31 protein-coding genes are annotated in these 22,574 nt (G+C 68.3%); all 31 read right to left on the bottom strand.

What is annotated here, in order from left to right:
• Nucleotides 1–50: 50 nt before the first annotated feature.
• On the bottom strand, nucleotides 51–446 hold the full coding sequence (locus QJS31_RS34200; protein WP_306358717.1) for a hypothetical protein: 396 nt from the start codon (nucleotides 444–446) through the stop codon (nucleotides 51–53).
• 54 nt (nucleotides 447–500) lie between these two features.
• On the bottom strand, nucleotides 501–1,616 hold the full coding sequence (locus QJS31_RS34195) for a hypothetical protein (RefSeq protein ID WP_306358716.1): 1,116 nt from the start codon (nucleotides 1,614–1,616) through the stop codon (nucleotides 501–503).
• A 73-nt stretch (nucleotides 1,617–1,689) separates the two neighbouring features.
• Complete coding sequence (locus QJS31_RS34190; RefSeq protein WP_306358715.1) at nucleotides 1,690–3,384, bottom strand: hypothetical protein; 1,695 nt, start codon at nucleotides 3,382–3,384, stop codon at nucleotides 1,690–1,692.
• Nucleotides 3,385–3,421: 37 nt separating this feature from the next.
• Nucleotides 3,422–3,787, bottom strand: a complete 366-nt coding sequence (locus QJS31_RS34185; RefSeq protein ID WP_306358714.1) for a hypothetical protein — start codon at nucleotides 3,785–3,787, stop codon at nucleotides 3,422–3,424.
• A 27-nt stretch (nucleotides 3,788–3,814) separates the two neighbouring features.
• Entirely contained in the window at nucleotides 3,815–4,144 is a 330-nt protein-coding gene (locus QJS31_RS34180) for a hypothetical protein (RefSeq protein WP_306358713.1), read from the bottom strand.
• Nucleotides 4,141–4,566 (bottom strand): hypothetical protein, encoded by a 426-nt coding sequence (locus QJS31_RS34175; protein ID WP_306358712.1) that lies wholly within the window; start codon nucleotides 4,564–4,566, stop codon nucleotides 4,141–4,143. The genes QJS31_RS34180 and QJS31_RS34175 overlap by 4 nt, the downstream gene beginning before the upstream one ends.
• 44 nt (nucleotides 4,567–4,610) lie before the next feature.
• Nucleotides 4,611–4,832 carry a hypothetical protein gene (locus QJS31_RS34170; RefSeq protein ID WP_306358711.1) on the bottom strand — a complete coding sequence of 74 codons (222 nt, stop codon included), beginning with the start codon at nucleotides 4,830–4,832 and terminating at the stop codon, nucleotides 4,611–4,613.
• Nucleotides 4,829–5,284, bottom strand: a complete 456-nt coding sequence (locus QJS31_RS34165) for a hypothetical protein (protein ID WP_306358710.1) — start codon at nucleotides 5,282–5,284, stop codon at nucleotides 4,829–4,831. The genes QJS31_RS34170 and QJS31_RS34165 overlap by 4 nt, the downstream gene beginning before the upstream one ends.
• Nucleotides 5,281–6,174 carry an N-acetylmuramoyl-L-alanine amidase gene (locus QJS31_RS34160; protein ID WP_306358709.1) on the bottom strand — a complete coding sequence of 298 codons (894 nt, stop codon included), beginning with the start codon at nucleotides 6,172–6,174 and terminating at the stop codon, nucleotides 5,281–5,283. The genes QJS31_RS34165 and QJS31_RS34160 overlap by 4 nt, the downstream gene beginning before the upstream one ends.
• Nucleotides 6,175–6,204: 30 nt before the next feature.
• Nucleotides 6,205–7,062 (bottom strand): hypothetical protein, encoded by an 858-nt coding sequence (locus QJS31_RS34155; protein ID WP_306358708.1) that lies wholly within the window; start codon nucleotides 7,060–7,062, stop codon nucleotides 6,205–6,207.
• Complete coding sequence (locus QJS31_RS34150; RefSeq protein WP_306358707.1) at nucleotides 7,059–7,805, bottom strand: hypothetical protein; 747 nt, start codon at nucleotides 7,803–7,805, stop codon at nucleotides 7,059–7,061. Before QJS31_RS34150 ends, QJS31_RS34155 begins: the two co-directional genes overlap by 4 nt.
• Nucleotides 7,802–8,245, bottom strand: coding sequence for a DUF2744 domain-containing protein (locus QJS31_RS34145; RefSeq protein WP_306358706.1), 444 nt, complete (start codon nucleotides 8,243–8,245; stop codon nucleotides 7,802–7,804). Before QJS31_RS34145 ends, QJS31_RS34150 begins: the two co-directional genes overlap by 4 nt.
• 16 nt (nucleotides 8,246–8,261) lie before the next feature.
• Nucleotides 8,262–9,932, bottom strand: a complete 1,671-nt coding sequence (locus QJS31_RS34140; RefSeq protein WP_306358705.1) for a phage tail protein — start codon at nucleotides 9,930–9,932, stop codon at nucleotides 8,262–8,264.
• Entirely contained in the window at nucleotides 9,929–10,807 is an 879-nt protein-coding gene (locus QJS31_RS34135; protein WP_306358704.1) for a phage tail protein, read from the bottom strand. The genes QJS31_RS34140 and QJS31_RS34135 overlap by 4 nt, the downstream gene beginning before the upstream one ends.
• A gap of 57 nt (nucleotides 10,808–10,864) precedes the next feature.
• The gene (locus QJS31_RS34130; RefSeq protein ID WP_306358703.1) at nucleotides 10,865–11,038 is read right to left on the bottom strand and encodes a hypothetical protein; all 174 of its coding nucleotides are present in this window, start codon (nucleotides 11,036–11,038) and stop codon (nucleotides 10,865–10,867) included.
• 27 nt (nucleotides 11,039–11,065) lie between these two features.
• Nucleotides 11,066–15,541, bottom strand: a complete 4,476-nt coding sequence (locus QJS31_RS34125) for a hypothetical protein (protein ID WP_306358702.1) — start codon at nucleotides 15,539–15,541, stop codon at nucleotides 11,066–11,068.
• 43 nt (nucleotides 15,542–15,584) lie between these two features.
• Nucleotides 15,585–15,881, bottom strand: a complete 297-nt coding sequence (locus QJS31_RS34120; protein WP_306358701.1) for a hypothetical protein — start codon at nucleotides 15,879–15,881, stop codon at nucleotides 15,585–15,587.
• Nucleotides 15,882–16,039: 158 nt separating this feature from the next.
• Entirely contained in the window at nucleotides 16,040–16,381 is a 342-nt protein-coding gene (locus QJS31_RS34115; protein WP_306358700.1) for a hypothetical protein, read from the bottom strand.
• A 23-nt stretch (nucleotides 16,382–16,404) separates the two neighbouring features.
• Entirely contained in the window at nucleotides 16,405–16,572 is a 168-nt protein-coding gene (locus QJS31_RS34110) for a hypothetical protein (RefSeq protein ID WP_306358699.1), read from the bottom strand.
• The gene (locus tag QJS31_RS34105) at nucleotides 16,569–16,787 is read right to left on the bottom strand and encodes a hypothetical protein (protein ID WP_306358698.1); all 219 of its coding nucleotides are present in this window, start codon (nucleotides 16,785–16,787) and stop codon (nucleotides 16,569–16,571) included. Before QJS31_RS34105 ends, QJS31_RS34110 begins: the two co-directional genes overlap by 4 nt.
• Nucleotides 16,788–16,900: 113 nt before the next feature.
• On the bottom strand, nucleotides 16,901–17,800 hold the full coding sequence (locus tag QJS31_RS34100; protein ID WP_306358697.1) for an Ig-like domain-containing protein: 900 nt from the start codon (nucleotides 17,798–17,800) through the stop codon (nucleotides 16,901–16,903).
• A gap of 36 nt (nucleotides 17,801–17,836) precedes the next feature.
• Nucleotides 17,837–18,265, bottom strand: a complete 429-nt coding sequence (locus QJS31_RS34095; protein ID WP_306358696.1) for a hypothetical protein — start codon at nucleotides 18,263–18,265, stop codon at nucleotides 17,837–17,839.
• Entirely contained in the window at nucleotides 18,262–18,561 is a 300-nt protein-coding gene (locus QJS31_RS34090; protein WP_306358695.1) for a hypothetical protein, read from the bottom strand. The genes QJS31_RS34095 and QJS31_RS34090 overlap by 4 nt, the downstream gene beginning before the upstream one ends.
• Nucleotides 18,561–18,890, bottom strand: coding sequence for a hypothetical protein (locus QJS31_RS34085; protein WP_306358694.1), 330 nt, complete (start codon nucleotides 18,888–18,890; stop codon nucleotides 18,561–18,563). Before QJS31_RS34085 ends, QJS31_RS34090 begins: the two co-directional genes overlap by 1 nt.
• Entirely contained in the window at nucleotides 18,887–19,303 is a 417-nt protein-coding gene (locus QJS31_RS34080) for a hypothetical protein (protein WP_306358693.1), read from the bottom strand. Before QJS31_RS34080 ends, QJS31_RS34085 begins: the two co-directional genes overlap by 4 nt.
• A 39-nt stretch (nucleotides 19,304–19,342) precedes the next feature.
• Nucleotides 19,343–19,960, bottom strand: a complete 618-nt coding sequence (locus QJS31_RS34075; protein WP_306358692.1) for a hypothetical protein — start codon at nucleotides 19,958–19,960, stop codon at nucleotides 19,343–19,345.
• 37 nt (nucleotides 19,961–19,997) lie between these two features.
• A complete protein-coding gene (locus QJS31_RS34070) occupies nucleotides 19,998–20,588 on the bottom strand; it encodes a hypothetical protein (RefSeq protein WP_306358691.1) in 591 nt (196 codons plus the stop codon).
• A 52-nt stretch (nucleotides 20,589–20,640) separates the two neighbouring features.
• Nucleotides 20,641–20,985: a hypothetical protein gene (locus QJS31_RS34065; RefSeq protein ID WP_306358690.1), complete on the bottom strand. Its 345-nt coding sequence runs from the start codon at nucleotides 20,983–20,985 to the stop codon at nucleotides 20,641–20,643.
• Nucleotides 20,982–21,338, bottom strand: coding sequence for an HNH endonuclease (locus tag QJS31_RS34060; protein ID WP_306358689.1), 357 nt, complete (start codon nucleotides 21,336–21,338; stop codon nucleotides 20,982–20,984). Before QJS31_RS34060 ends, QJS31_RS34065 begins: the two co-directional genes overlap by 4 nt.
• Nucleotides 21,335–21,598: a hypothetical protein gene (locus QJS31_RS34055; RefSeq protein WP_306358688.1), complete on the bottom strand. Its 264-nt coding sequence runs from the start codon at nucleotides 21,596–21,598 to the stop codon at nucleotides 21,335–21,337. Before QJS31_RS34055 ends, QJS31_RS34060 begins: the two co-directional genes overlap by 4 nt.
• A gap of 2 nt (nucleotides 21,599–21,600) precedes the next feature.
• Nucleotides 21,601–22,527, bottom strand: coding sequence for a P22 phage major capsid protein family protein (locus tag QJS31_RS34050; protein ID WP_306358687.1), 927 nt, complete (start codon nucleotides 22,525–22,527; stop codon nucleotides 21,601–21,603).
• Nucleotides 22,528–22,574: the final 47 nt, after the last annotated feature.

The following is a 22,574-nucleotide window of genomic DNA, read 5'->3' as shown; positions in this document are numbered from 1 at the left end:
GTCGTTCCTCATCAGGTCGGGTTCTGTCGGTCAGCGAACGGCGCGCCAGGTCACGGCGTCCATGCCGGATCGTCGGCCTTGATGGCTGCCACCAGGTCGCCCGCGAACCCCTTGTTGCTGCCGTAGTAACCGGTCTCGCCGAACAGCACGGTCTGACCAGGGCTCATGTACCCATACGGGGCGTACTTCCGCACGGCTGGGCCCGCGTTGTAGAGGGCGGCGGCGTACGCCTTCGTGTTCGTGTCGGTGACGGCTTCAGTCGGCGGGCCGTCCCACTGGTAGAACGGGTCATCGAGGCGGATGGCGTTTCGGACGTTCAGGATCTCCTGGCCGAGCATCTGTTCCTGCTCGCTGTCCTGGTCGGACTGCTCCCACTTCTGTTTGCCGAGATAGACCGTGATCGCTTCCGCGACGAACGCTTTCGTGTTGGCGAGCTTGTCCACCATGGGCGCTTCTCCTTTATTCCCTTGTGACGGTGCAGGTTTGCTGTATCGGGTGGCTTAGACGGCGGTGACTTCGGGCCAGTCCGGGGAGGGGCCAGCCATCAGCGGGTCCGGTGTGCCGAGCAGGTAGGTGTCGAGGAACGCGCGCGTCCAGCGTGGATGCAGGGCCATGGCGCGGGCCGCAGTGATGGTGCCCAGGGCTTGCGCGGTCAGCGTGCTCACCAGGCCGACGTCGCTGAACGCGTGATGCTTGGTGCCTGCGACTTGCAGCATGTGGAGCGGGCCGTGCGGCTGCTGCTGGTAGACGTCCCAGCCGGGGTCTTCGGCGCCGGTCATCTCGTTGTCGTCGATGACCGGCCCGGACAGCAGCATGACCGGCTGGCCGAGCCCGTTCGACTGCGCGTTGGTGTGGCCGGTGTATCCCGCGCGGGAGTCCAGCACGGCCACGGCCTTCACCCGATCCGGCTCGAGGTAGGCGACCTCGAGGCCGGTGAGCCCGCCGGCTGAATGTCCGGCCAGCGCGATCCGGTCCGGGTCGTGGGCTGCGCCGAGGCCGTGCGGGAGTGTCGGGAGTTGGTCGAGGATGTAGCGGACGTCGCCGATGCGGGCGGTCAGGCACTTCGTGATCTGGTTCGTCGCCATCGCGTTCTGCTTCAGCACGCCGTTGGCGGTCTCGGTGACGACCGATTCGTAGGTGTGGGAGAGGGTTATCACGAGGTAGCCGTGGCTCGCGAGCTCCTGCGCCACAACGGATCCCATGTTGCCGGGGATGGTCAACCCCGGCGAGTAGACGATGGTCGGCAGCAGTCCGAGGTCGGTCCGGACGGCGGCGTCGAGCACCGCGCGGGTGTCGCGCGCCCGGATGCGGGGGTACATGGTGTCGCCCAGGGAGACGCCGATGCAGGAGGGCGCGCCGCCGAACCAGCCCGGCCAGCAGCTGCGGCCTTCGAGGACGTTGGTCACATCGAGGGCCATGGAGGCGTCGGAGGCGTCGACCTGGGACAGGTAGCGGGCTGCCGGACCACTGTCCACCGTGGGATACCAGGCGGTGGCGGTGACCAGCCGGTTCGCCGCACCGGTCCACGGATCGCTGCGGCCGGTGTCGGTGAGGAACAGCCGCCGGTTGCCGACCGCGTACGGGCCGGTGAGAGCGGGCAGGAGGGTTTCGGCCATGAAGGCGTACTCCGATCAGAGAATCTGCTGAGAAAGAGAGAGTGGGGGCCGCAGCCACCGGGGGCGTGCGCGTCTACAGGTCGCGGGCGGTCACGGTGTCGATGCCGTATCCGCGTTTGGCGGAACCGATTTGGTCCGAGCCCACAGCGGCGAGACCGAAATGACGGTTACTCGGGCCGACCGGCTGGAACGGAGACGATGCACTGTCCACCCACTGGTGTTGCTGGACGCCGTTGATGTAGACGGTGTAGGTGGAGCCGATCGCGGTGACCCGCACCTGAGTCGGCGTCGGGATCGTCTTGCCGCTCGACCCGGCACGCACCGTGACCTCGTTGTTGACGCGGCTGTTCACGTACAACTTGCTGTTGCTGACCGCGACCTCGTAGCGGGTGGTCCCGGCCGCATCGCAGCGCAGGAAACACCCCGTGGTGTTGCTGTAATCAGCGGTGCCCGCCGGGGACGGCGCGACCAGGTCGATCACGACCTCTTGATCGTCGGTGAGCAGCGCGGTGTTGTGCCGCGACGCATACAGCACGGTCGCGTTGAACGACCCCGGCTGACCGGCCTGCGCCCGTCCAGACGCCACGACCAGATTCGATCCGACCGCCGTGTAGTTCGGGCCGATCGCGCCGTCACCGCCGCTGAACGGGTCGGTGACGCCGATCTTGATGAGATGCGTGACCGCCGCAACCTCGCTACCGCCTGCGAAGTCCGCTACGACGACCGGCCGTGAGATCACGGCCGCCGTCGTGGTGCCGATACTGCCGATAGAGACCGCATAGGGCACGTGCGGCTCCACCGCGACCGTGACGCCGCCGTGCCCAGAGGTGGTGACCGGCAACGCCACATCCACCTGTCCCATGGTGGTCTGGCCGACCGCTCCCAGACGCGGGTACTTGTCGTAGGTGCCGTCCCTGACCGGCGCGGACAGCTCGCCGCCGCCGGAGAAGACCGCATCCAACGCCACGCCCTTGACGGCGTACACGCTGAACACGCCCTCGCCTGCTGTCGCGGGCGTGAACGGGACTCGCGCGGACGCTGCAACCGTGGCCTGTGCGTCCGCTGCCACCGGCAGCGGCATCCGCACGACCGCCCGGACCGTCACCGCGAGATGACCGGCCGCGTCGATCGGCGCGGGCAACGCCAGCGCCAGCGTGGTGACCGCCGACGTCTCGCCGACCGCCCCCAGCGCGGAGGCGACGACGACCGCGCCGACGGCGGCCGCATGCACCGTGGTGCCGCCGACACTGGCCGCGACCGGCGATTGGGGCACATTGCCCCAGAGCCGACCGGCGCCGGACGCGATCGGCTGGACCGTCGCGATCGGCCGCAGCACGGCGGTGCCGTGTCCGGCCGCGTGGAACGCTGGACGCGCCCGGACCGCGACCCGTGCGGCCACCTGCCCGACCGCGCCGCCGCCCGCCGCGACGACAGCGACCCCGACGACCTTCACCGCCGCCCGGCTCGCGCCACCGGCTGTCCCCGCCGCCGTGCTGGTAGCCCTCCATCCCAGAACGCTGTGCTCGAGCGACCCGACCCCGCCCGCGGCCGGACGCGGCCGGACCCGCACGAAGTCGACGACCGCAGCCAGCACGCCGGTAGCAGCTGCCGCGCTGACGAGGTAGGGGTGGATCACCGGGATCAGGTGCCCGTCGATGGTCGCGATCGGCGGGCCGGGCAGCGCGACGCGTGTTGTGGGCGGGGCGGGGGCCGTCAGCCGGGCGATGGGCGGACCGGGCAGCGTCGCCCGCACATCCGGTGTGGTCACCGCCGGGACTCCTTCCTGCTCGCGTTCGCGCTGGTGGTCAGGACTGGGTGAAGGTGGGAGTGATCAGCAGCTGGCCCTGCGCGCCGAGTACGGTGTCGGCGATGTCGACCTTGTCGATGAAATCGGTAGCGGCCGTGCCGGACTGGGTCTTCCACAGTCCGACGTGGGTGTAGGTGCCCGCGTCCAGGTCGACCGCGACCTGCGAGCCGTTGAGTACCCCGCCGGTGCCGGAGGTCCAGGTGCATTTCTTGCGGGCGTACGCGGGCGTTCCGCCGCTTGCTTCGTTGATGCCGGTCGCGCCGGGATCGGCGGTGTGCACGCTGATCCAGACTTCGTTGGTGCCCGCGATGTTCTTGTAGGCGTCCGCCAGGACCTGGCGGGTCGCCGCGACGGCGATAGCCATCGAGGTCTCCTTATTCTGTTGTGGGGGTTACTGTTTGCGCCGGACCGGCCCGTAGAACCACAGGTATTCCGTGGTCGGCGTCGTCGGATAGGCCACGTACATGCGGTAGTGCGCGCCGTCGGGGATCGTGTCGGCCAACTCGGAGCCGACTGTGAAGGTGGCCGCGGTGAACGTCACCACCGCCTCCCACGTCGCCAGCACCGCCCCCGATGTCGCCAGCACCGTCGCCCACACGCGCGTGCCGTCCGGGAAGACCGCGCCGTGGCCGGGGGCGAGGACTTGGATGAAGTCCGCGCCCACCGACAGCACCAGCGTGCGTTGGATCGGGTTGTGCCCGAACTGGGCGGGCGCGGTCACGACACGCCCCCGGCGGTGATCTCGGCTTCCAACTCTGCCGACATGTCCGGGGTGGGGATGTTGTGCTCGCGGGCGATGGCGAAGAACTCCTGCAACGCCTGCACTGCCTGCCGGAACAGGCTGTTGAGGCGATGCTGCTCGCGCAGGCTCGCATCCAGTTCGCGCTTCACCGCGGCCACTTCGGCGCGCAGCGCGGCCACTTCGTGCGCGAGGCGCTGCTGTTCTCGCTCGTAGGGGCCGAGCAGATTCAACGCCAGCGTGGTGACCCGCTCGGCGGTCTCCATGTCCGTCGCGTCGGCTTGGGCCTCGATATGCTCGGCTTCAGCCGACTGCCGTCGGCGGCCGGTCCACCACTGAAGCAGCCCGGCGATGCCGCCGCCGCTCAGCACGGCCGCGGCCAGCGTCGCGATCCAGTCGCTCACGGCTCGCCCTCTCTATGAAGTTGTTGTTCGGTCATCGGCGCGGGTCAGGGTGCGCGGTGCGCACCTCCCGCCCGCTGGTAGGGGGTGACGGCGGGCCGGATCACCGCGCCCGCGACGATCGGGGTGAGCAGCCCGTAGATGGTCAGCAGCGCTTCGATCCAGGAGGTGTCGACCTCGCGGCCGAGGACGAACGCGATCACGCCGGTCACCGCGACCAGGACGGAGCGGATGAGGGCGGGCTCGGGGACGCGGGAAATCTTGATCATTTGCTGGTCTCTTTCAGGATGTCGAGGATTCGGTCGGTGTTGCGGCGCGCGAGGGTGGCTTCGCGGTAGGTGGCGAGCACGTAGCCGATCAGCGACGACCGGCGCGCGGCGTTGGGGGAGTCCGGTTTCTGGTCCGGGTCGTCTTTGCCGTCGAGCACGTCGACGGGGTTGACGTAGCCGTCCCACACGACTTCGTTCCAGATGTCGGCGAGCCCGGCGCGGACCCAGAACTCGCCCTCGCGGATGTTGTAGAACGTCTTCTGGATGACCTGCCGCACCTTGTGCGGCAAGCCCACCTGGTGGTGGATGTCGTTGATCTGCTGGGCGGACATGGGGTCTCCTGGCGGGGTGTCGAGAATGGTCTGGACGTCCCGCCGGAACTCGTCCATGTCGATGCCGGCGGGGTCGATCTTTCCTTCGCTGCTGTACTCGCGATGACCGGCGATACTCACGGGGTGGCCCTCCGTCCCAGGTGTGCGAGGATCGCCGCGCAGCCGCGCCGGTAGGTGTCCAATTGCGTAGGCGTCCAATCGGTTCCGTCGCCACGGGAGACGGCTTCGATGCCGATGGTGTGGAAGTTGGCGTTATCGGTGGGCCAGCCCGGCCACGAGCCGCGCCCGGCATGCCAGCACACCCCCGCCGCGATCACCCGGAACGTGCCGTCCTTCTCCAAGACGAGTTGCGCGAGCGGGCCGGGCAAGTCGGGGCGGCCGTACTGCACGATCCGCCAGTCGTTGCGGCCGCCCCCGGCGGTGTGGTGGCAGATGATGCCGCGGATGTCGCGGAAGACGGCGTGCCCGCGTGTACGCCAGCCGTCATGCTCGATGACGGTCAGGCCAGCGCCGCGCAGCACGTCCGCCAGCCACACCGCGTTACCGGTCACAGGTCGCATAGGTTCGGTTCCTGGTTCGTCGGGATAGCGGGCACCCTCGAGCCACGGCACCGGATCCAGCCGGTCCAGACCGGGCGGTGACCACAGGTAGCGGTGGACCTCGAGATGCAGGTGCGGGGCGACGCCGCCGTTGCTGGCGGGGTCGGGATTGATGCGGGCGATACGCTGTCCGGCCTCGACCCGCTGATGCAGCCGGACTTCGGGGATGATGTGCCCGTACACGCTGTAGCCTGCGCCGTCGGCTTCCGGGTGGTCGATGCACAGCCACTGCCCGAACCCGGACGCGGGCCCGACACGATCGACGAACCCGCCCTGCACCGCGTACACGGCCAGTCCGGCCGACCCGCCGGGCCACCCGAAATCGGTGCCCCAGTGGTGTCCGCCGGGGCGGTCTCCGAACGGGGAGGTGATGATGTGGCCGCGCGGCAGCGGCCAATACCGGACCGTCATGTCCCTCCTGTATTCAGTTGTGCAGCAGCATTATTCGAGTGTTCCGCCGTCGGGGACGGTCGGCGCGTACAGGTTGTGTTCGGTATCGCGGGACCAGCGGGCCGCGACCAGCGCCGAGCGCATGGTGCCGCCGTCGACCTTGCACGACGCGAAGGAGAAATGGCCGGCGTTGATCGGCTCGTACCGGTAATACAGCTGCACGTACGCCCAACTGGCGGGATCGTCGGCGGTCACCGCGTCGAGCACGAACGTGTGCTGGAACGCGATGGAGGAGCGGTGGTTGAGCAGCTGGAATCCGCCCGCACCGTAGATGGCGACGTTGGGCAGAGTGTCCGCGCGCCGGGAGGTGAGGACGTCACCGGCAGCGTTCGTGACGACGAGCCGCAGCTGCGGCACGATCGGGTCATACGTCGTCACCACCGTGAAATACGGCGGCGTGATGATGGGGTAGATGGTCTGGTTCTGGGTGTAGCCGGAGACGGTGACTTGCGCGTCGACCCGCCACAGCCCGTCGGCCTTCAGCACCAGCCGCCCACTGTCGCCGTCCACGTCGGCTTTCGTGACCGGCCCGTTGACCCGATCGAACGGCAACTGCACCGTCCGATTCGCGTCCACATTCCAGTTGCGGGACATGAACGCGTTGGCGTAGCCGTCGATATCGGCCAGCAGCGCCAACCGCTGCCGAACCCCCGACCCGGCCCCGGCGATCGCGTCGAGCGCGGAGGCGTCGACCGCGCGCCGTTCACCCCACCGTGCTTGCGCCTGCTCCCACTTCTCCCGCGTCGGCGTCGTCATCGCCTGCTGCGCCGACTCCGGCGTATCACCCGACCCGAACCCGGACCCGCGCCGGTGCGCGCCCTCCGGACTCGCCCCGTTGGGGGAGGTCACTCCAGCACACCCCCGTCCGGCACCTCCGGCGCGTTGTGCGCGTTCTCGGTGCCGGTGGACCAGCGATTCACCGACAGCGCGGAGCGGACGGTGCCGCCGTAGAGCCAATGCCAGTCGCGGCCGTGATACGCCCACGCCTGCACCACGAACGTGCCGTCCTGCGGGATGACGAAGGTGTGCGGGAACGCCAGCGTCTCCGGCCCATACCGGGTCACGACGCCGGAGAATCGCTTCTCCGAATAGATCTGCCCGGTATCGGCGTAGGCGACGGTGATCCGCACCGACGCCGGAGTGTTGGTGTTGCCCCACCCCGACGGCGCTTGATGCCAGGTCACATGCGCGTCCGCCCGCCACAACCCCTTACCGGCCAGCAGGATGCCCGACTGGACCGGGTCCGCGCCCTTCCGCGGGCCGAGCTGGGTATCGAACGGCAGCAGCCGCCACCCCTCGCCCTTGACATTCCAGTTCTTCGACAAGAACAGCGAGCAGTAGCCGGTGACACCTTCCAAAAGGTCGATGCGGTCGATCAAGTCCAGCTGCGCGTCGCGGGTGTCGTCGATCCGGCGCGTGAACTCGTCATTGACCTCACGCACACTGTCTTGGCCGCGCCCCCAGGAGCCGAGGATGCCGCCGGTCATCGCCGCCAACGCGGTCGCCTGATTCCAGCGGCGCGCCCGCGCGATACTGTCCGGCCCGCCGCTGGTATACGCGCCCTCGGGAGTAGCACCGTTCGGTGACGTCACCGCTGGTCACCCTCGGTCGGTGGGGTGGTGGTGGCCGCTGTCCCGGCGCGCGCGGTGTCCGGGGCGAGCGTCCGTGCGTCCACCAGATGCGCGAGCTCCCCGGACTGCTGCAACTGCGCCACCAGGTGCGCGCGCTGGACGGCGGACAGCTCCGACACATCCGGCACACCGTCGTCGGGAGCCACGGCGGTGCCTTTGGGCACCCATGCGCCCGGCTGCCCCAACCAATGACCGTCGTTGCCGCCGAGCTGGTATTCGAGGGTCTGCTCGGCGGGGTGATGCCGGAATCCCAGCTCCCACAACCGGCGTGACCACTGGCCGAGGATGCGCGGCGGCACCAGTAGTGGCCCGTTGCCGGGACCCGGTAGCGCGACGAACGCCCACACGAACGCCTCATCAGGGTTGTCCGGGTCGCATTCATGCTGCAACGGCAAACCCATCGCGGCCCTCCTCGATTCAGATGACGTCGAGGTCGTGGAGGACCCCGAAGATGTTTTGCAGATGCTTGAGCGCCCGCGCGAACGGATCGACCTCCGGGTCCTGCCCGATGCCGATATCCCAGGCGGGGGCGCGGCCGCGCTCCCACGACAACTCCAGCTCGGTCACCCGATCCACGAACACGTGCCCGGGCGGGCCGCCTGCGATCGTCGCGCCGATCCGGTCACCGAGGAAGAAGTGGCCGCGCCCGTGCTCGCCGATGTAATACGGTGCGCCGTCGGCGACGGTCAGCTTGTGGTTGTGCTGGCCCTTGGTGGCCCAGAACCCCGCCCGTAACGCGATCAAACTGGACACCGTGAACGCGCGATCCGCGCCCGGCTGGAAGAACTCGTGATAGTGCGACCAGCCCAAACGCTGTGCACGCCACGGGTTTTTGATCGACATCCACGCCAGCAGCGTGTCCTCGTAGATCGGCTGAAGCCACTGGTTCAACGCCCCGCCGATCGGCACCCCCAACGGCACGGCCGCCAGCGCGTCGCCCGCGATCTGGATTGCTGTTCCGATCGCCTCGTTGACGCCGTAGGTGGATTTGCCGCCGCAGTCGACGGTGACCGCTGTCGGCGGGATGATCGAGAACTCGCTGGACTGGATGCCGGTCGTCTCCGCTTCCCGGTACACGACCCACGGATGGGTGGGTTTGGTGCCCATCCACTGCTCCACCAGATACTCGCCCGGCTCCTGGCCGGGCGGCGCGTCCACCATGGTGCCGTCGATGAAATCGGCGGTCATCTCGAAGACGGTGCGCCGCAACCCATCCCACACCGTGCCTTCCCCGGCGGTCGGACCCGTGTACCAGCCGGAGCGGTCCACGATGTCGAGCACCAGGCAGCCGTGGCGCAGGTTCGCTCCGGGCCACGGCGGCGGGTCGCCGTCGAGGTAGCGGCGACACGTCACCATCAACTCGGCGTCGTCGAGTATGGGTTTGGCCAGATCGAAGTAGTTCTTCCAGCGGGAATTGATGATCGCCCACAACGACACGTCGTTGTCCAACGCGCCCGGCGCGACGACCATCGACCAATGCGATTGATCGAAGTCGAACCACTGCGACGGGTCCAGCGGATCATCGGGCAGCTGCCACAGACTGGACTCGAGCCGCATGATATTGAGGAACAAGGCGAGTTTGAGCGCCCACCGCGACGGCCCGACGAGGGTGAAGTAGCGGGGGAACTGGATCACGAACGGCAAGAACGGATTGCTCCAGACGTAGATGAACTTCAGTTCCTCGAAGTCGTGCGCGAAGACGATCTCCACCGTCTTCAGCCCCGACTCGGACTTCTTCAGCGTGGCCTTGCGCATCCGCCCCGACCAGCGCGCCCCATCCTTGTCCACGGTCACGTGCACGTTCTGGGTCGACCGGGTGGTGTCCATGACCCACCGCGCCAGGTAGTGGTCGGCGGGGAGGACGATCCGGCCGGTGCCGGTCTCGTTCAGCAGCCAGGTGAAGCTGGCTTCGTATTCGGAGGCGACGATGCCGCGCAACGCCCAGTTGCCGTCCCACAGCCGCACCAGCGGCCGATCCCGACGCGACCGCTTCCGGCCCTCCCGCACCGCCGACCCGGCTGCATACAACTCGTCGAGTTGGCTGGCCACCGGTGCGGGCGCGGGCGGCGAGATCACCGGCGCGCTCATCGCAAACCCCACGGCCGCGACCAGTTCCGCGGACACCGCACCTGCACCGCCGCCCCGGCCGCGGCCCCTGAGACCGTCACCGGCACCAGCGTTTCCGCAGTCCTGGGCGGTACCGCGTGCAGGAACAGCACCCCACCCATGCGCGCCCACACCGAACTGCCGTCGGCGGCGACCACGAGCTCTTCCATCGGGTCGGTGTCCACCGTGATCGCCTGCCCCGCCGCGAGAGTGGGCATGGTGACGGTGCGGGCAGCGTATTCGTCCGGCTTCCACGAGAAATCCGGCAGTGTCCACACCCCCGGCGCGGTGCACGCCCACCGCAGCCACATCGGCCGGTCGGTCGGGTTCGACACCGGCAGCCACAGCGTCTCCGACACCCCCTCATCGCGGGTATCGACCGTGGACACGGCGGTGTAGGTGATGTCGTCTTCGATCCACCACGGCACGCCCGCCGTGGTGGTCATGGTGATCCGCGAGGTCCCCGACAAGCGAGGATCGCGCTCCACCTGATGGTTCGGCTGTTCCGACATCCGCAGCCGCAGCCGCCGCGTCCCATACTCGGTGCTGATCGACAGGGTGGCGTCACGGTCGTAGTCCCACGCCAGCCGCCACGCCGAATCCACCTCCTCCCACGACGCGGACGCGGTGGCGAAGACGTTGACGGAGAACACGACATCGCGTTTAAGCCAGTCGGTGCCCACATGGGTGGCCCCGTACTGGAACGCGGAGGACACCCACTGGGTAGTGACCGGCGCGTCGTACAGGCCGGTGGGGGAGGTCGCCAACTCCACCCCCTGCTCGCCCTGGCCTTGGCCGGACAGCACCCAGCGGGAGCCGTCCACCCCGGTCACTTCGATGACGGCGGGATCAGCCACAAACTCACTCCTGTATTCAGTTGTCGGACACGACGAATCGCCCTCGGACCGGCTGCGTCAATGCGGCCTGGCCTGCTCCCTGCCCGGCGGCGAACCGGCCACCGGATCGGCCGGTTCGCGCGGCTCCCGCACGCTGGCGGGATCGACGCGCAGCCCGAACCGGCGCGGCACCGTCTTATCGACGCGCCGCGGCGTCGCGAACCGGCCCAGCCGATCCCGGTGATACGACATGCGGATACTCCTTTCCTGGCTACTGCCTCAACTGGTCCACCGGCCCAAATGTGTGATCATGCGTTGCGCTTCCCACCGCTTGGCCCGCTGGAACGCCGAATCCACGTCCGGGGTGTTGATCGTCAACTGCATCGAGTTGTCCACACTCGACCGCGACCCCGCCGCCACCGCCGCCACCGGAGCCGCATTCGGCTGCGCCGCAACAGAGTTAGCGAGATAGTTCGGATCCGAATTCAGGGCCGCGAACAGCCCGGCGTTGGCGTCGACAGCAGCCGCCGTCATCACGTACTCGCCATCGGACAGCCACGCCGGAACCAGATCCGACCGCGGCCCGCCCGGACCGCGCACGCGTCCGCCGTCGGCGTAGCTGGTAATCGGGCCGCGCCCCCATACCTCCTCAGGGCTGCGGCCACCCGTCGTCACATGCACCAACCCGGCCGCGATGTTCGACCGAGGATCAGCGACGGCGGCCGGATACCCGGTGTGCGGGCCGAACACCGAATACGCTGCCGAGAACACGCTCTCCGGAAGTTGCAGCAGCCCGAAAGTAACCTGCCCGGACTTCTCCCCGACCACGGCCGGGGAGCCGCCGGACTCATGCGCGATCTGCGCTTCGGTGACCGCCCACCAATCCAACGGCAGCGACAACGCCGCCAACACATCGGCGATCAACGGCCGCCACCGCTTCAACCCTTGCCCGGCGGGTAGAACGGTCTGCGGCAGGCTGCCCGCCCGCGGCGCGGCAGGCCCGCCACCGTCTCCTGCCGTGTCCGGGGCCTGCACGACCTCGGGCGAATCCACCGCTGGTGGTGCCGCATCGACACTCCGCAGTACGTCCGGCGTCACCGCCGCCGCATCATCGGTCTGGGAGTCACGCTCCTTCAGCTGTTCCGCGAACGTCAACCCGGCCTGCACGACCGGCGGCAGTCTGTCCGGGATACCGAGCACGCCGAGGACATCGGCGACATGCCCGGACACGAACGCCGACGCCACATCCCCGGCCAGCCCCGACAGACTCGTCGCCTTCGACCCGCCCGCCTCGTCGCCAGCGGTGTCGGTGTCCTCGTCAACCTCGACCGGACCAAACGCTGTCTGATCGGTGCGTTCATCGAGGTCGTTCTGCTGCGTCTGCTGCGACGGCCCCTCATCCTCGACGCTGAACGGGGGACGGAACGCTGTCGGATCGACGTGGAATTGGTGGGTGAACGACGGATCGAACGCGCCCACCGGCCCACCGACCCGCGCACCCACCCCGGACGCGGACTCCACATTGACGCCGAGGATCGTCGCCGCCATGTGGGTACGGTTGGTGCCGATCGCGAACAAGTCGTCCGCGTCAGCACCAGGGATCACCTGCGGCCACTTCCCGGCGATCATCGTATCCGTCGACCCGAACCGCTCGGTCGGATTCGGTACGCCTGTCGACACCTGCTGCAGCATCGCGACCCAGCCGGAGCAGTCCACACCGTTCAAACTGGCGCCACCCCACAGGTACGGGATTCCGGCGTGCCGTTTGGCGAAATCGAGCGCGTTGACCGGGCCGCCGGTAGCGAAGCGCGGAATCCGGTCCTCATTGATTGCCTCGATGAGGTCCCTATGCTTCTCGGTACTGGCAGCATTGATGACGTACTCGCCATTGGATACCCAAATCGGTATCTCGTCGGAGGTTCCGGTTCCCGGCCCGGTGATCGGGCCGCCGGTGGCCGCGCCCTTCGCCGCCGCCCACGCGACCAGCTTGTCGCCGAGTTCGTTGGCGTCCTCGCTGTTCGGCACCAAACTGGGGACCTTCTGAAGGATCTCACCGATGCTCTTCGCCGCTTTGGCGATCCCGGAGACAATGAGATCCCACCCCTTCGAGATCGCCTTACCAACCTCCTCGAAGACCGGTTGCAGGGATTTGAACGCTTCTTTCAGGTCGTTGATGGCTGGTCGTAGCGTCTCGTCCCACAGGTAGGTCGCGACGTCTGCGATCGCGTTGAACACGGTCTCGAAGACCTCGCCCATGTTCTCGATGACCGGGATCAGGACCGGGGTGAGCAGATCGATCAGCTCGGTGAACAGATCCATGATGTCGGTGATGACCGGCATCAGCCCTTCGAGGATCTTCACCAACGGCGGTACCGCCGACAGCGCCAGTTGCAGGATCGGCGGCAGCAGCGGCAGCAGCGATTGCAGCAGCCGCCCGAACGACTGCGCCAGCGACGGAAGATGCGGCGCAAGCTGCTTCAGCGCTTCAGCGAACGATTCGGCGACCATGGCCGCCAGCTCGCCGATGACCGGCGCGAGTTCGGCGATGATCGGCGACAGCTGCTCAGCCAAATCCTCGATCACCGGTGCCAGCGCGTCGATGATGGTGGTGAACGCGGGAGCCAGAGCATCCACGAGCTTGACCACCAGGTCGGCGACGACCGGGATGATCGGCTCGATCGCCTTGAACAGGCGGACGAGGACGTTCATCAGCGGCGGCAGCGCGGGAGCCAACCCTCGGATGGCTTCTGCGAGTGCGTTGCCGAAGACCTGCGCCAGCTCCGAGATCTGCGGCAGGATCGGCGTCAACGCCTTGCCCAGCTCGCCGATGATCGTCGCGATCACCGGAATGACCGGCGCGAGGTTGACCGCCAACGCGGTGATGAACTCACCCAGCACCGGCATGAGCTGCGTCAACGATTCGGAGAACACCGCACCCATCTGCGCCAGCGCGGGCGAGATGGTCTTGATGAGTTCGGCCAGGCTCTCGAACAGCGGCCCCAACGTCGGCCCGACCACCGCACCGAACTCCGCGAACGCGCCGACCAGCGCCGACACGGTGGGAGCCATGCCCGACAGCGCCGAATTCATGCCGTCCACGAACTCCGACCACGTGCCGTCGGCAGTGAGGTCGGTGAACAGCGTGTCCAGCGACGAGAAGGTGTCCTTCAGCGCGGTGTTGAGCCCGCCCGCGATGCCGACCATGCCCTCCTGCAAGGCGGGCAGCTGGTTGTCGGCCAGCGTGGTCAGCGACTCCCCGAGACCGTCGAACATGGTGTTGGAGACCTCGCGGCGCAGCTCCGACCACGCCGGACCCAACGCCACCACAGCCTCGAAGAACTCGCGCGTATTCGGTGCCAGCTTCTCCAGCGCCTGATTGAGGGCGTCCTGGCCCGCGCCTGCCGACGTGCCCGCCTCGGCGAGCGCGTTCTCGGCGTCGGCCAATGCCTTTTGAGCGTCCGCCAGCTCCTGCTGGGCGTCCTGCACGGTGTCGGAGCCCTCGATGCCCTTGGCGTCGGCCTCGGCGACATCGACTCGCAAGTCCGCGGTCTTCGTCTTGGACTGGTCGTAGCGGGACTCGGCCTGCCGGACCCGCAGGTCGGCTTCCTGGATGTCGAGCCGGGAGGATTCCGGATCGCGTCGGACCCGCTCCAAGTTCTCTCGTGCCCGCGCGACCGCGATCGCCGCGTCTTCCTGATTCAGCTCCGCGTCGGTCAGCTCGGTCTTGAGGTCGCGTAGCTCGCGGCCCGCGTCGCGGTAGGCCTGATTGAGCCGCTGCTGCGACGACGCCACCCGCTGGTTGGCCGCATCCACCGCATCCAACGCCGACGCCTGCGCGTCCGCTGCTGCGGTCGCGTCATCGGCGGCGGACTCGCTGGCGGCTTTCTGGGCGGCGAAGGCGTCACCGAGCCCGTAGGAGCCGACCGCGGCGACACCGCCGACACCGACCAGCGCCGCGCCGACGCCACCAGCCAGACCGACCAGGCCACCCAACGCGGCGGCGATCGCGCCGATACCGGAGACCAGCGCACCGAACTTGACCACCGACATCGCCCGCAGGGAGCGGGTGGCGTTGTCGGCGTTGCGGCGTACCGCACCCAACCCGCTCGCGCCTTCGACGTCGAAACGGGCGGTGCGGTTGCGTGCGATCCAGTCCAGGTATTGCGCGAGCGCCGCAGCCTGGCCTTGGTTGACGGCGACGTCGATCAGCGCGGTCCGGGTGCGGGCCAGCCACGCCAGCGCCGCGTCGGCGGTGTAGAAGTCGTCGTTGTCGAGTTCGATGTTGACGGTGACGGTGCGGTTGCCCAACGGCAGGTTGTCGAATGCTGACCGGTCGAGGTCCACGCCGAGGGTGATCCGCTGCGCGGCAAACGCATTCAGCTGTGTGCGCGCGGTCAGCAGGTCCAGGTCCACGCCGAGGGTGACCGGTCCGGCGTGGAGTCGGTCGAGCCGCTGCTGGAGTGCGGCGGTGTCCGCGTCGAGCTCCACCGTGAGATGTGGTGCGGTGAGGGCGTCGAGTTGGGTTTGGACGGTGGAGGTGTCCACGTCCACGCCGACGGTGATAGGCGGCGCGGTGAGCGCGTTGAGCTGCGCTTGCGCGGTCGCCGTGTCCACGTCGACGCCGACGGTGATCGTCGGGGACAGCTTCTTCAGCTCGGTGGTGAGATCGGCTTCGATCTTCTGCACGAACCGGTCAGCCAGGGCCGGTTCGAGAGTCAGCGTGGCGGTGCCGCCGTCGAATGAGTTCCAGGCCACCGGTGTCCGGCCTCCATATGCAGTTGTGAAACCCCCGGCCGTCTCAGCGGGCGTGCTCGTGGGGGGCGAAGATGTCGATCAAGGCGGCCAGCCGCGCCACCCGCTGTTCTTCCCGCACCCGGTCGAGCGCGGTCTGTGGGCGCGGCATGGGCCGCATCTCCGGCGGCTTCACCCCGGCGGCGGCGATCACCGACGCGGAGACCGAACGCACGGAGTCGATGAGGGTGAGCAACAGGTAGTTGGTGAGGGTGTAGCCGACCGGCGTCGGCGGTTCGGGCTCGTAACGGTCGCCGTCGGCGGGCTCATCGGCGGCGGCACGTTCGGCGAGTTCGCGGTCCATCGCCAGCGCAGCCTTGTAGCGCGAGTGTGGCGGCAGCCTGTCCTTGCGCCGCCACACCGTCCGCCAATCCAGGCCACCGCCCCAGCAGTCGAGGACGTCGAGGCCCAGAATCTCGAGCAGGTCGTACTCGAGGTCCGGGCCGAAACGGTCCCAGAACGCTACGAGCCCTGCGATCCCCCCGGCACCTCCACCGCGCCGTCGCCGTAGAACCAGGTGAACAGGTCGCGCTGGAAGGCGATCCACTCATCCAACGGCTGATCGACATACAGCGCTTCTACCGCCTCGTAGTGGCTGCCGAGGACCGCGCGCAGCTTGTCGTCCTCGGTCTTGGCGTCGCGCACCTGCTTGGCCTGCCCCAGCGTCAACGGCTCGATCACGATGTCACCGGTCAACCGGTAGGGGCCGCGGCGACGCGCGGCGACTTCCTGCTGCAGTTCATAGAAGCGGCCCTCCGGCGGGGCGGCGGGGGCGTTCTTGCGGGTGTTGTTGCGCGGGGGCATGATTCAGGACTCTCCGGTCAGGGTTACTGGTTGGTGGGGCCGAAGGTGCGCAGCGGCGTGGACGCCTTCGGCGGGGTGGCGCGGTGCGGGCCGACGTGCGCGGGCTTGGGCACCGGCTTGTCCCGCAGCTTCGCCGTGATCCCCGAATCGGGGTTCGGCGACGGCGGGTTGTTCGGGTTCTGGCTGCTCACTGCTTGGCCTTCCGGTCTGCCGCCGACGCCTTCGCGTCGGCGGCGGGCGGGCTCGCGGGGGCCGGTCGAGCGGGCGCAGCAGGCGCAGCGGGTGCGGGTGCGCGCCGGAAGCCGCGGCCGTAGACGGCGTTGACGAACTCGGTCGGGGTCTCGGCGACGAAACGCTGACCGTCGCTGTTGACGAGTTCGACAGGCTCGAAACTGGTGTCGGACATGGGGGATGGCCTTCCTTCTCGGGCGAGATCGGGGCGCGAACAAAACGAAGGGAGGGTGTGCGGGCGCGGCGACGGAAGCACCGCGCCCGCACACGATCAGGAGGCGGCCCGGTCTAGGTGCAGGTCACCGTGCACTGCGCGGTCTTGCCCTGGTGGGTGGCGGTGACGGTCGCGCTGCCAGCGGACACGAACGACACGACGCCGGTCGCGGACACGGTCGCGACAGCGGTCGCCGAACTGGTGAACTGCACACGGTCGGCGGGGATGACGTTGTTGTCCTGGTCGGTGACCACCAGCGGCGCGCTCGTCGGCGAGGCCGCCGACAGGTCGAGGGTGGTGGGCGCGACGGTGATGGTGGTGGTGGCGAAGTCGAAGCCGGCGGCGTGGACGCGCTTCTTCCACCCGCTGCCCGCGAAGCCGTGCGCGACCGCGTACCCGGCGGTGGAGTCCTTGAACGCGGTCAGCGTGAGCTTCTGGTGCGCGCCGCCGTCGTTGTTCCACGTCTCGCCGTCGGTTTGGGAGACGGCGACCTTCGGCATCACCTTGAAGATGTAGATCGGGTCGTCCTCGCTGCCGTCACGGCCGATCACGACCGCCGAGTAGTAGCGGATCTGCGCGGAGGACGGCTGCGCGAAGAACACCTCACCGGACTGCGGATCCGCCATCACCGCCGACAGGTCCGCGTTGCTGGTCAGCTGCAGATTCAGCTTGTTGGCTTCCTGCGGGGTGAACGCCAGGGTCGTCGAATCGCTGGTGACGTCCAGGCGGGTCGGCTCGAGTTCGCCGTAGGACTCCATGGTCCCGGTCTGGATATTGCGGGCGAACGCGATCCCGTCGGACTTGGCGATCAACCCGACGGAGGTGTACGCCGAAGGCAGCGGCTGTAGTACGCCGCTGGTGTCGGTGAAGCTGTCGGGGATCGGCGTATACCAGGGTGCGAGGAACACCACGGCGTCGAGCGGCTTGAGCAGCAGTTGGTCGCGGGCGCGCTTCAATGTCGACAGAGAGGCCACAGGTCGAGGCTCCTTATTCGGTTGTGCAAGAACGGGTTACGGGTACTGGCGGCGGGCGTCGAGCTGGAATTCCAACTCCACCACCCGATTCATGGGGTCGGGGTCGTCGCGTTGGGTGCCGGTCTGCCCGCCCTGCTGCTGGCGCACGAAGTCGATGAGCACCCCGCCCACAGAGCGGCCCGCGCACCCCATCACCGCCGTGGTGACCCGGCGCGCCAACGCAACCGACTCCGACCGCTGATGCGCGAACACGTCGACCGCGACGATCGCGGCGTCGGTCACCTGGTCGGGGTCGATACCGCCGCCGGTGCGACGCGCCCAAATCAGCGGCAACGCCGCGTTGAACTCGTCCTCGGTCGCGGGCAGCACCGAGCAGGTGAACGCCAGCGGCGACAGCAAATCCACGAGCACCTGCTCGAAGTCGGGGAACTCGCCCGGCGCCGGGTACGGTGCGGGCGCGGTCACGACTGTGCCTTGATCGACGGCACCGACCGGCGCAGTACCCGTTCGGCGGCGTTGTAGCGGGTGCCGTGCTCCCGGAAGCGGGCGTAATGGCCCCACGCGTAGATGACGGCTACGCGTTTGCCGTTGCGTTCCCCGGTGACCACCCGCACCGCGGAGGCGTTGAATCCGGTCCGGACCCGGCTGTTGGCGCGCCAGAACGCGGCACCGGCGGCGGCCTTGCGGTACAGCAGTTCCCGCAACGGCCGCGACTCGCGCAGCACACGATCGAAGCCCTGCGCGGGCGGTGTGTATCGCATCAGGTCTCCAGAGTGAAAACGGTGTGGGGAGCCCACCCGGTGTAAGCGTTGCGGGGGGTGTCGGGCCGGGTCGTCACGATCGCGACCGTGCTGTCCGGCAACCGCACCCGGTCACGATGACGAATGTCCTGACCAGCCGGGATGCGGACGGACGCCCGCCAGGCCGCGCGCGCGTCACCGGTCCCGCTGTTCGCGGTGCTGGTGACGCGGATGCTGGCGGGCCCGACTTGATGGGATTCGGTGTAGGCGGTGTCGCCGTGGGGGTCGGGGGTGCTGCCGCGCAGCACCGGCAGCATCACGCCGTGCCCGAAGTCGCCGGGCGCGGTCACAGCAGCCTCGGCGCGGCCACGACCAGTCCCTCAGCGGCGAGGATCAACTCTGCTTCCTCACCCAACATCTCCAGGTCGCGGGTTTGGCGGTCCGCGGCCGCCGCGACGGCGTAGGTGACTGAGCCGCCCTCCGGGGTGGACTGCGCTGCCACGAGTTTCGGCAGGCCCGCCGACCCGGCGGCCGGGTCGATACCCGCCAGCGACCACGCCGTCGCCTGCGCGCACACCGCATCCCGGAACGCGGCACGCACCGCCGCATCGGTCGGCATCCCGGCAGTGTCGGCGTCATAGATCGCCAGCCGTGTCGCCCGGCGCACGAGCAGACTGGCGTGCCGCAGCAGCCGGTCCGCGGTGGCGGGGACCTCGGGCAGCCATACCGGCACCAGATCGCCGGGAACTGCGTAGATGAGCACCCGAGGCCCCCTTTCTCTGTATTCAGTTGTCCCGCACGGCTACTCAGCGGGCGCTGTGACGGCCTCGGTCGAGTAGTAGACGTGCCGCCACCCGTGCGGGGTGTTGATGATGCCCAGTTCCGGGCCGATCGGGTCCGCCGCCGGGTTCGCATCCGCCGCACGCACGATCAGCCGATGCACGGGCGCGCTCGTGCTGGGGGCGTGGCGGATGTAGAGCTCCACGGTGGCCCAGCCGTCGTCGGTCAGCTGCACCATCTTGTCGATCCCGACGAAGCCGGACACGAACAGTTCCGCGTGATCCCCGAGTTCGGTACGCACGACCAGCGTCTCGGGGTGCGGGCTGGTCTCCCACGTGATCGGGTAGTGGCGCAGGTAGTGGATACCGCCGGTGACGTAGGGGAACGTGCCGATCACGGTGGCCGGCTGGGGATCGTTCGGCGGTGACGGGATCGGCGGGCTCGGGGTGGTCGCGACGTTCACCGGCGCGACCTCGTGGGCGCGGTCAGCGTCCACGACCACCTTCAGCTCCAGCACACCCCAGTCGGTAAGCACGTCGGTGATGCCTTCGAACCGCTCGAATCCCGGGATGTGCAGCGTGGTGCCCCACATCCCGCTGCCGTAGGCGGCGTACAGCATCCGGTGAGTAGTCAAACGCATGGCGTCACCAGACCTTTCACGCTGACCGGCCGGGGGATCACTCGACGTCCGGGACCGGGGTGTGGGTGTAGTAGACGTGCCGCCATCCGTGCTGATCGGAATGGATGGTCCCCAAGGAGGTTCCGCCGACCGCCGTCACCGGCTCGATATCGCCTGCGTGGACGCGAACATGCTCCACAGGCGATTCCGGCAGCGGATGATAGGTCACGAAGACCTCCACACCCCACCAGTCGTCCACGACCCGGACCTCGTCCACCGACACGAGGCCCTTGACGTAAAAGTCAAGTTCATTGGACAGCGCCCCGCGCACTACCAGCGTCTTCGGTGTCGAGTGCGGCGGCTCCGGCAGTTCGGTCGCCCGGTAGCTGATGTAGCGGTCCATACCGCCGGTCATGGTGATCAACCCGACCTCGACAGCGTCAGGATCATCGACACCGACAACCTCCACGCTGGAGGTGAACTGAAGCCGGGTCACGGTGTGCAGCTGGGCGTCGTTGTAGCGGATCCGCATCTCCACCAGACCCCAGTCGCCGACCTGCCGCATGTCCTCCACGGACACGAAGCCGGGGACGTCGAGCGGCTTACCCCACAGCGGGGAGAAGATCGTCTTGTACGAGCGAGTAGCCATGGGTGGCAATACCTTTCGGTGGCTGTGAAACGAGGGGAGGGAGGGGCCGCAGTCAGACAGAAGGTGCGTCGTTGGGCGGGTAGGTGCCGGTGATGGAGCCGGTGTAGGTCCACAGCAGCATCCGGTCGTCGACGAACGCGGAAGCGCCCGCGAGACCCGCGTCGGCGGACTCCGGGGTGTTGTCGTAGGGGAACGGCCGCTCCACGACGCGGATCAGCGCGGTCTGCGTGATCGGGGACGGCAGATCAGGCACCTCCCACCAGGTGTAGAGGGTGCCGCCGCCGACCTGGTCGGGCGGGATCGGCATGGTCGCCCACACCAGCTTCGCGCCGTAGGGGACGGTGATGCTGCTCCAGTGCTCACGGCCGATGGCGCGGATAGCGGTCACGTTGGTCACGCGATGAACTCCTGTTCGTCGGTATCGAGAAAGTCCACCCCGCCGTCACCGCGCAACCAGACGGGTTGTCCGCGATAGCGGACGGGATGGGTTTCCGGGTCGTCCCCCTGCGGCACCAGCCAGCCGTGCCGTTCCGCATCGTCGCGACGCGACTCGATCCGGTCATGGCATGGGCTGCAGATGTGCAGGAGGTTCGGAAACGTATTGGTGTCGCTACGACGTGAGCCGCCCATGCCGCGCGGTCGCCGATGATGGATCAGCACCGCCCGCGCGGCGCCGCAGCGTTCGCACAGACCCGCCGACCGCTCCGCTATTGCTGCGCGGAGAGCGGCCGGCGGGTCGGTGCTTCTCACTCGCGGGTCTTCCTGCCCCGTCCGCGCTCCGGCTCCGGCTCGGGAGCGGGATCGGGATCGGCTTCGCTGTCCTGCTCGGTCACCACGGGGGTGGCCTTGCCCTCGTGCTCAGCGTCGGCCGGGGTGGGAGTGGCCGCCTGTGGTGCGGGAGCCTTGAAATCGCCTTCCTCCCACCGCGCCAGGCCCCGGAAGAACGCGATCCGTTCCGGGGTACGGGTGGTGACGACCTGCCCGGTGTTCACTTCACGGAAGGTCGCCATGATCACGCCTGGTCCGCGCCCTTGATCAGAACCGCGCGGTTCGGATCGAGGGTCTTGCAGCCGTAGAGGGTGTCGATCGAGACGATGGTCTGCTTGCGCGGGTGGTCGTAGTCGTAGGCCACACGCACCGACAGACCTCGGTAGGACTCCACGGCCGCGGTCGCGCCCGGCGGAATCTCCAGCGGCGCGGACACGAACGCGAACGCCGACGGGTGGAAAGCGACACCGATCTCGGTGGTCGGATCACCCGGGGCCGGGCTGGTGGGCGGCTGGCCGACGTTCTGGGTCTGGTACACGTCGTGGCCGAACAGGTTCGCGCCCACGCTCGCGCGCCGCAGACCGTCGGTCGAGCCGGACCGGTCAGCGTTCTTGATCAGATCGCTGTTGAGCCAGCGCGCCTTCGTGGTCGGACCCACCACGGCCTGGCGGCCGACTTCGGGGACGTTCTTCAGGTCGAGCAGGCGACCGGCCTCGATGAGCGCTTCGGGCTTGTCCCATTCGAAACCGGCCGGGCCAGCTGGGGCGGGAAGGCCCGCGATCTGGGTGACGTCCGAGCGCAGCGCGAGGATGGCCTTGTCGATCTTCTGCGCGATCGCCATCATCGCCGGGGTGAGCAGCTGCTCATCGAAGTCGAGGATCTCAAGGGTCAGCTCCTCGGAGGTGACCTTGAAGCTGACGTCGGCGATCTTGTTCAGGTGCACCTGGAGCGAGCCCTCGGTGACGTCCTGGACCTGGATACCGGTCGCGCGATCGAAGTCCGTCGCCTCGAACACGGCCGGCTTGCGGACGTTGACGACATCGCCGATCTTCTGTGTGGTGAACTCCGTGGACAGGTCGGTGTACACCAACGGCTGCATGACCATCGACTCGTAGAGAGTCGCCAGCGCCTGCCGTGCGATCGCCGTGGGGGTGAGCAGGGTATTCGCCATCGAAAGGCGCTCCTATTCAGTTGGTATTTAATTGGTGTGAGAGAGGC

This window comes from Nocardia sp. CC213A (assembly GCF_030766805.1).
GTDB classification, from domain to species: domain Bacteria; phylum Actinomycetota; class Actinomycetes; order Mycobacteriales; family Mycobacteriaceae; genus Nocardia; species Nocardia otitidiscaviarum.
Note: the sequence above shows the minus strand (reverse complement) of the source record. Positions and strands in the feature narration are given on the sequence as shown.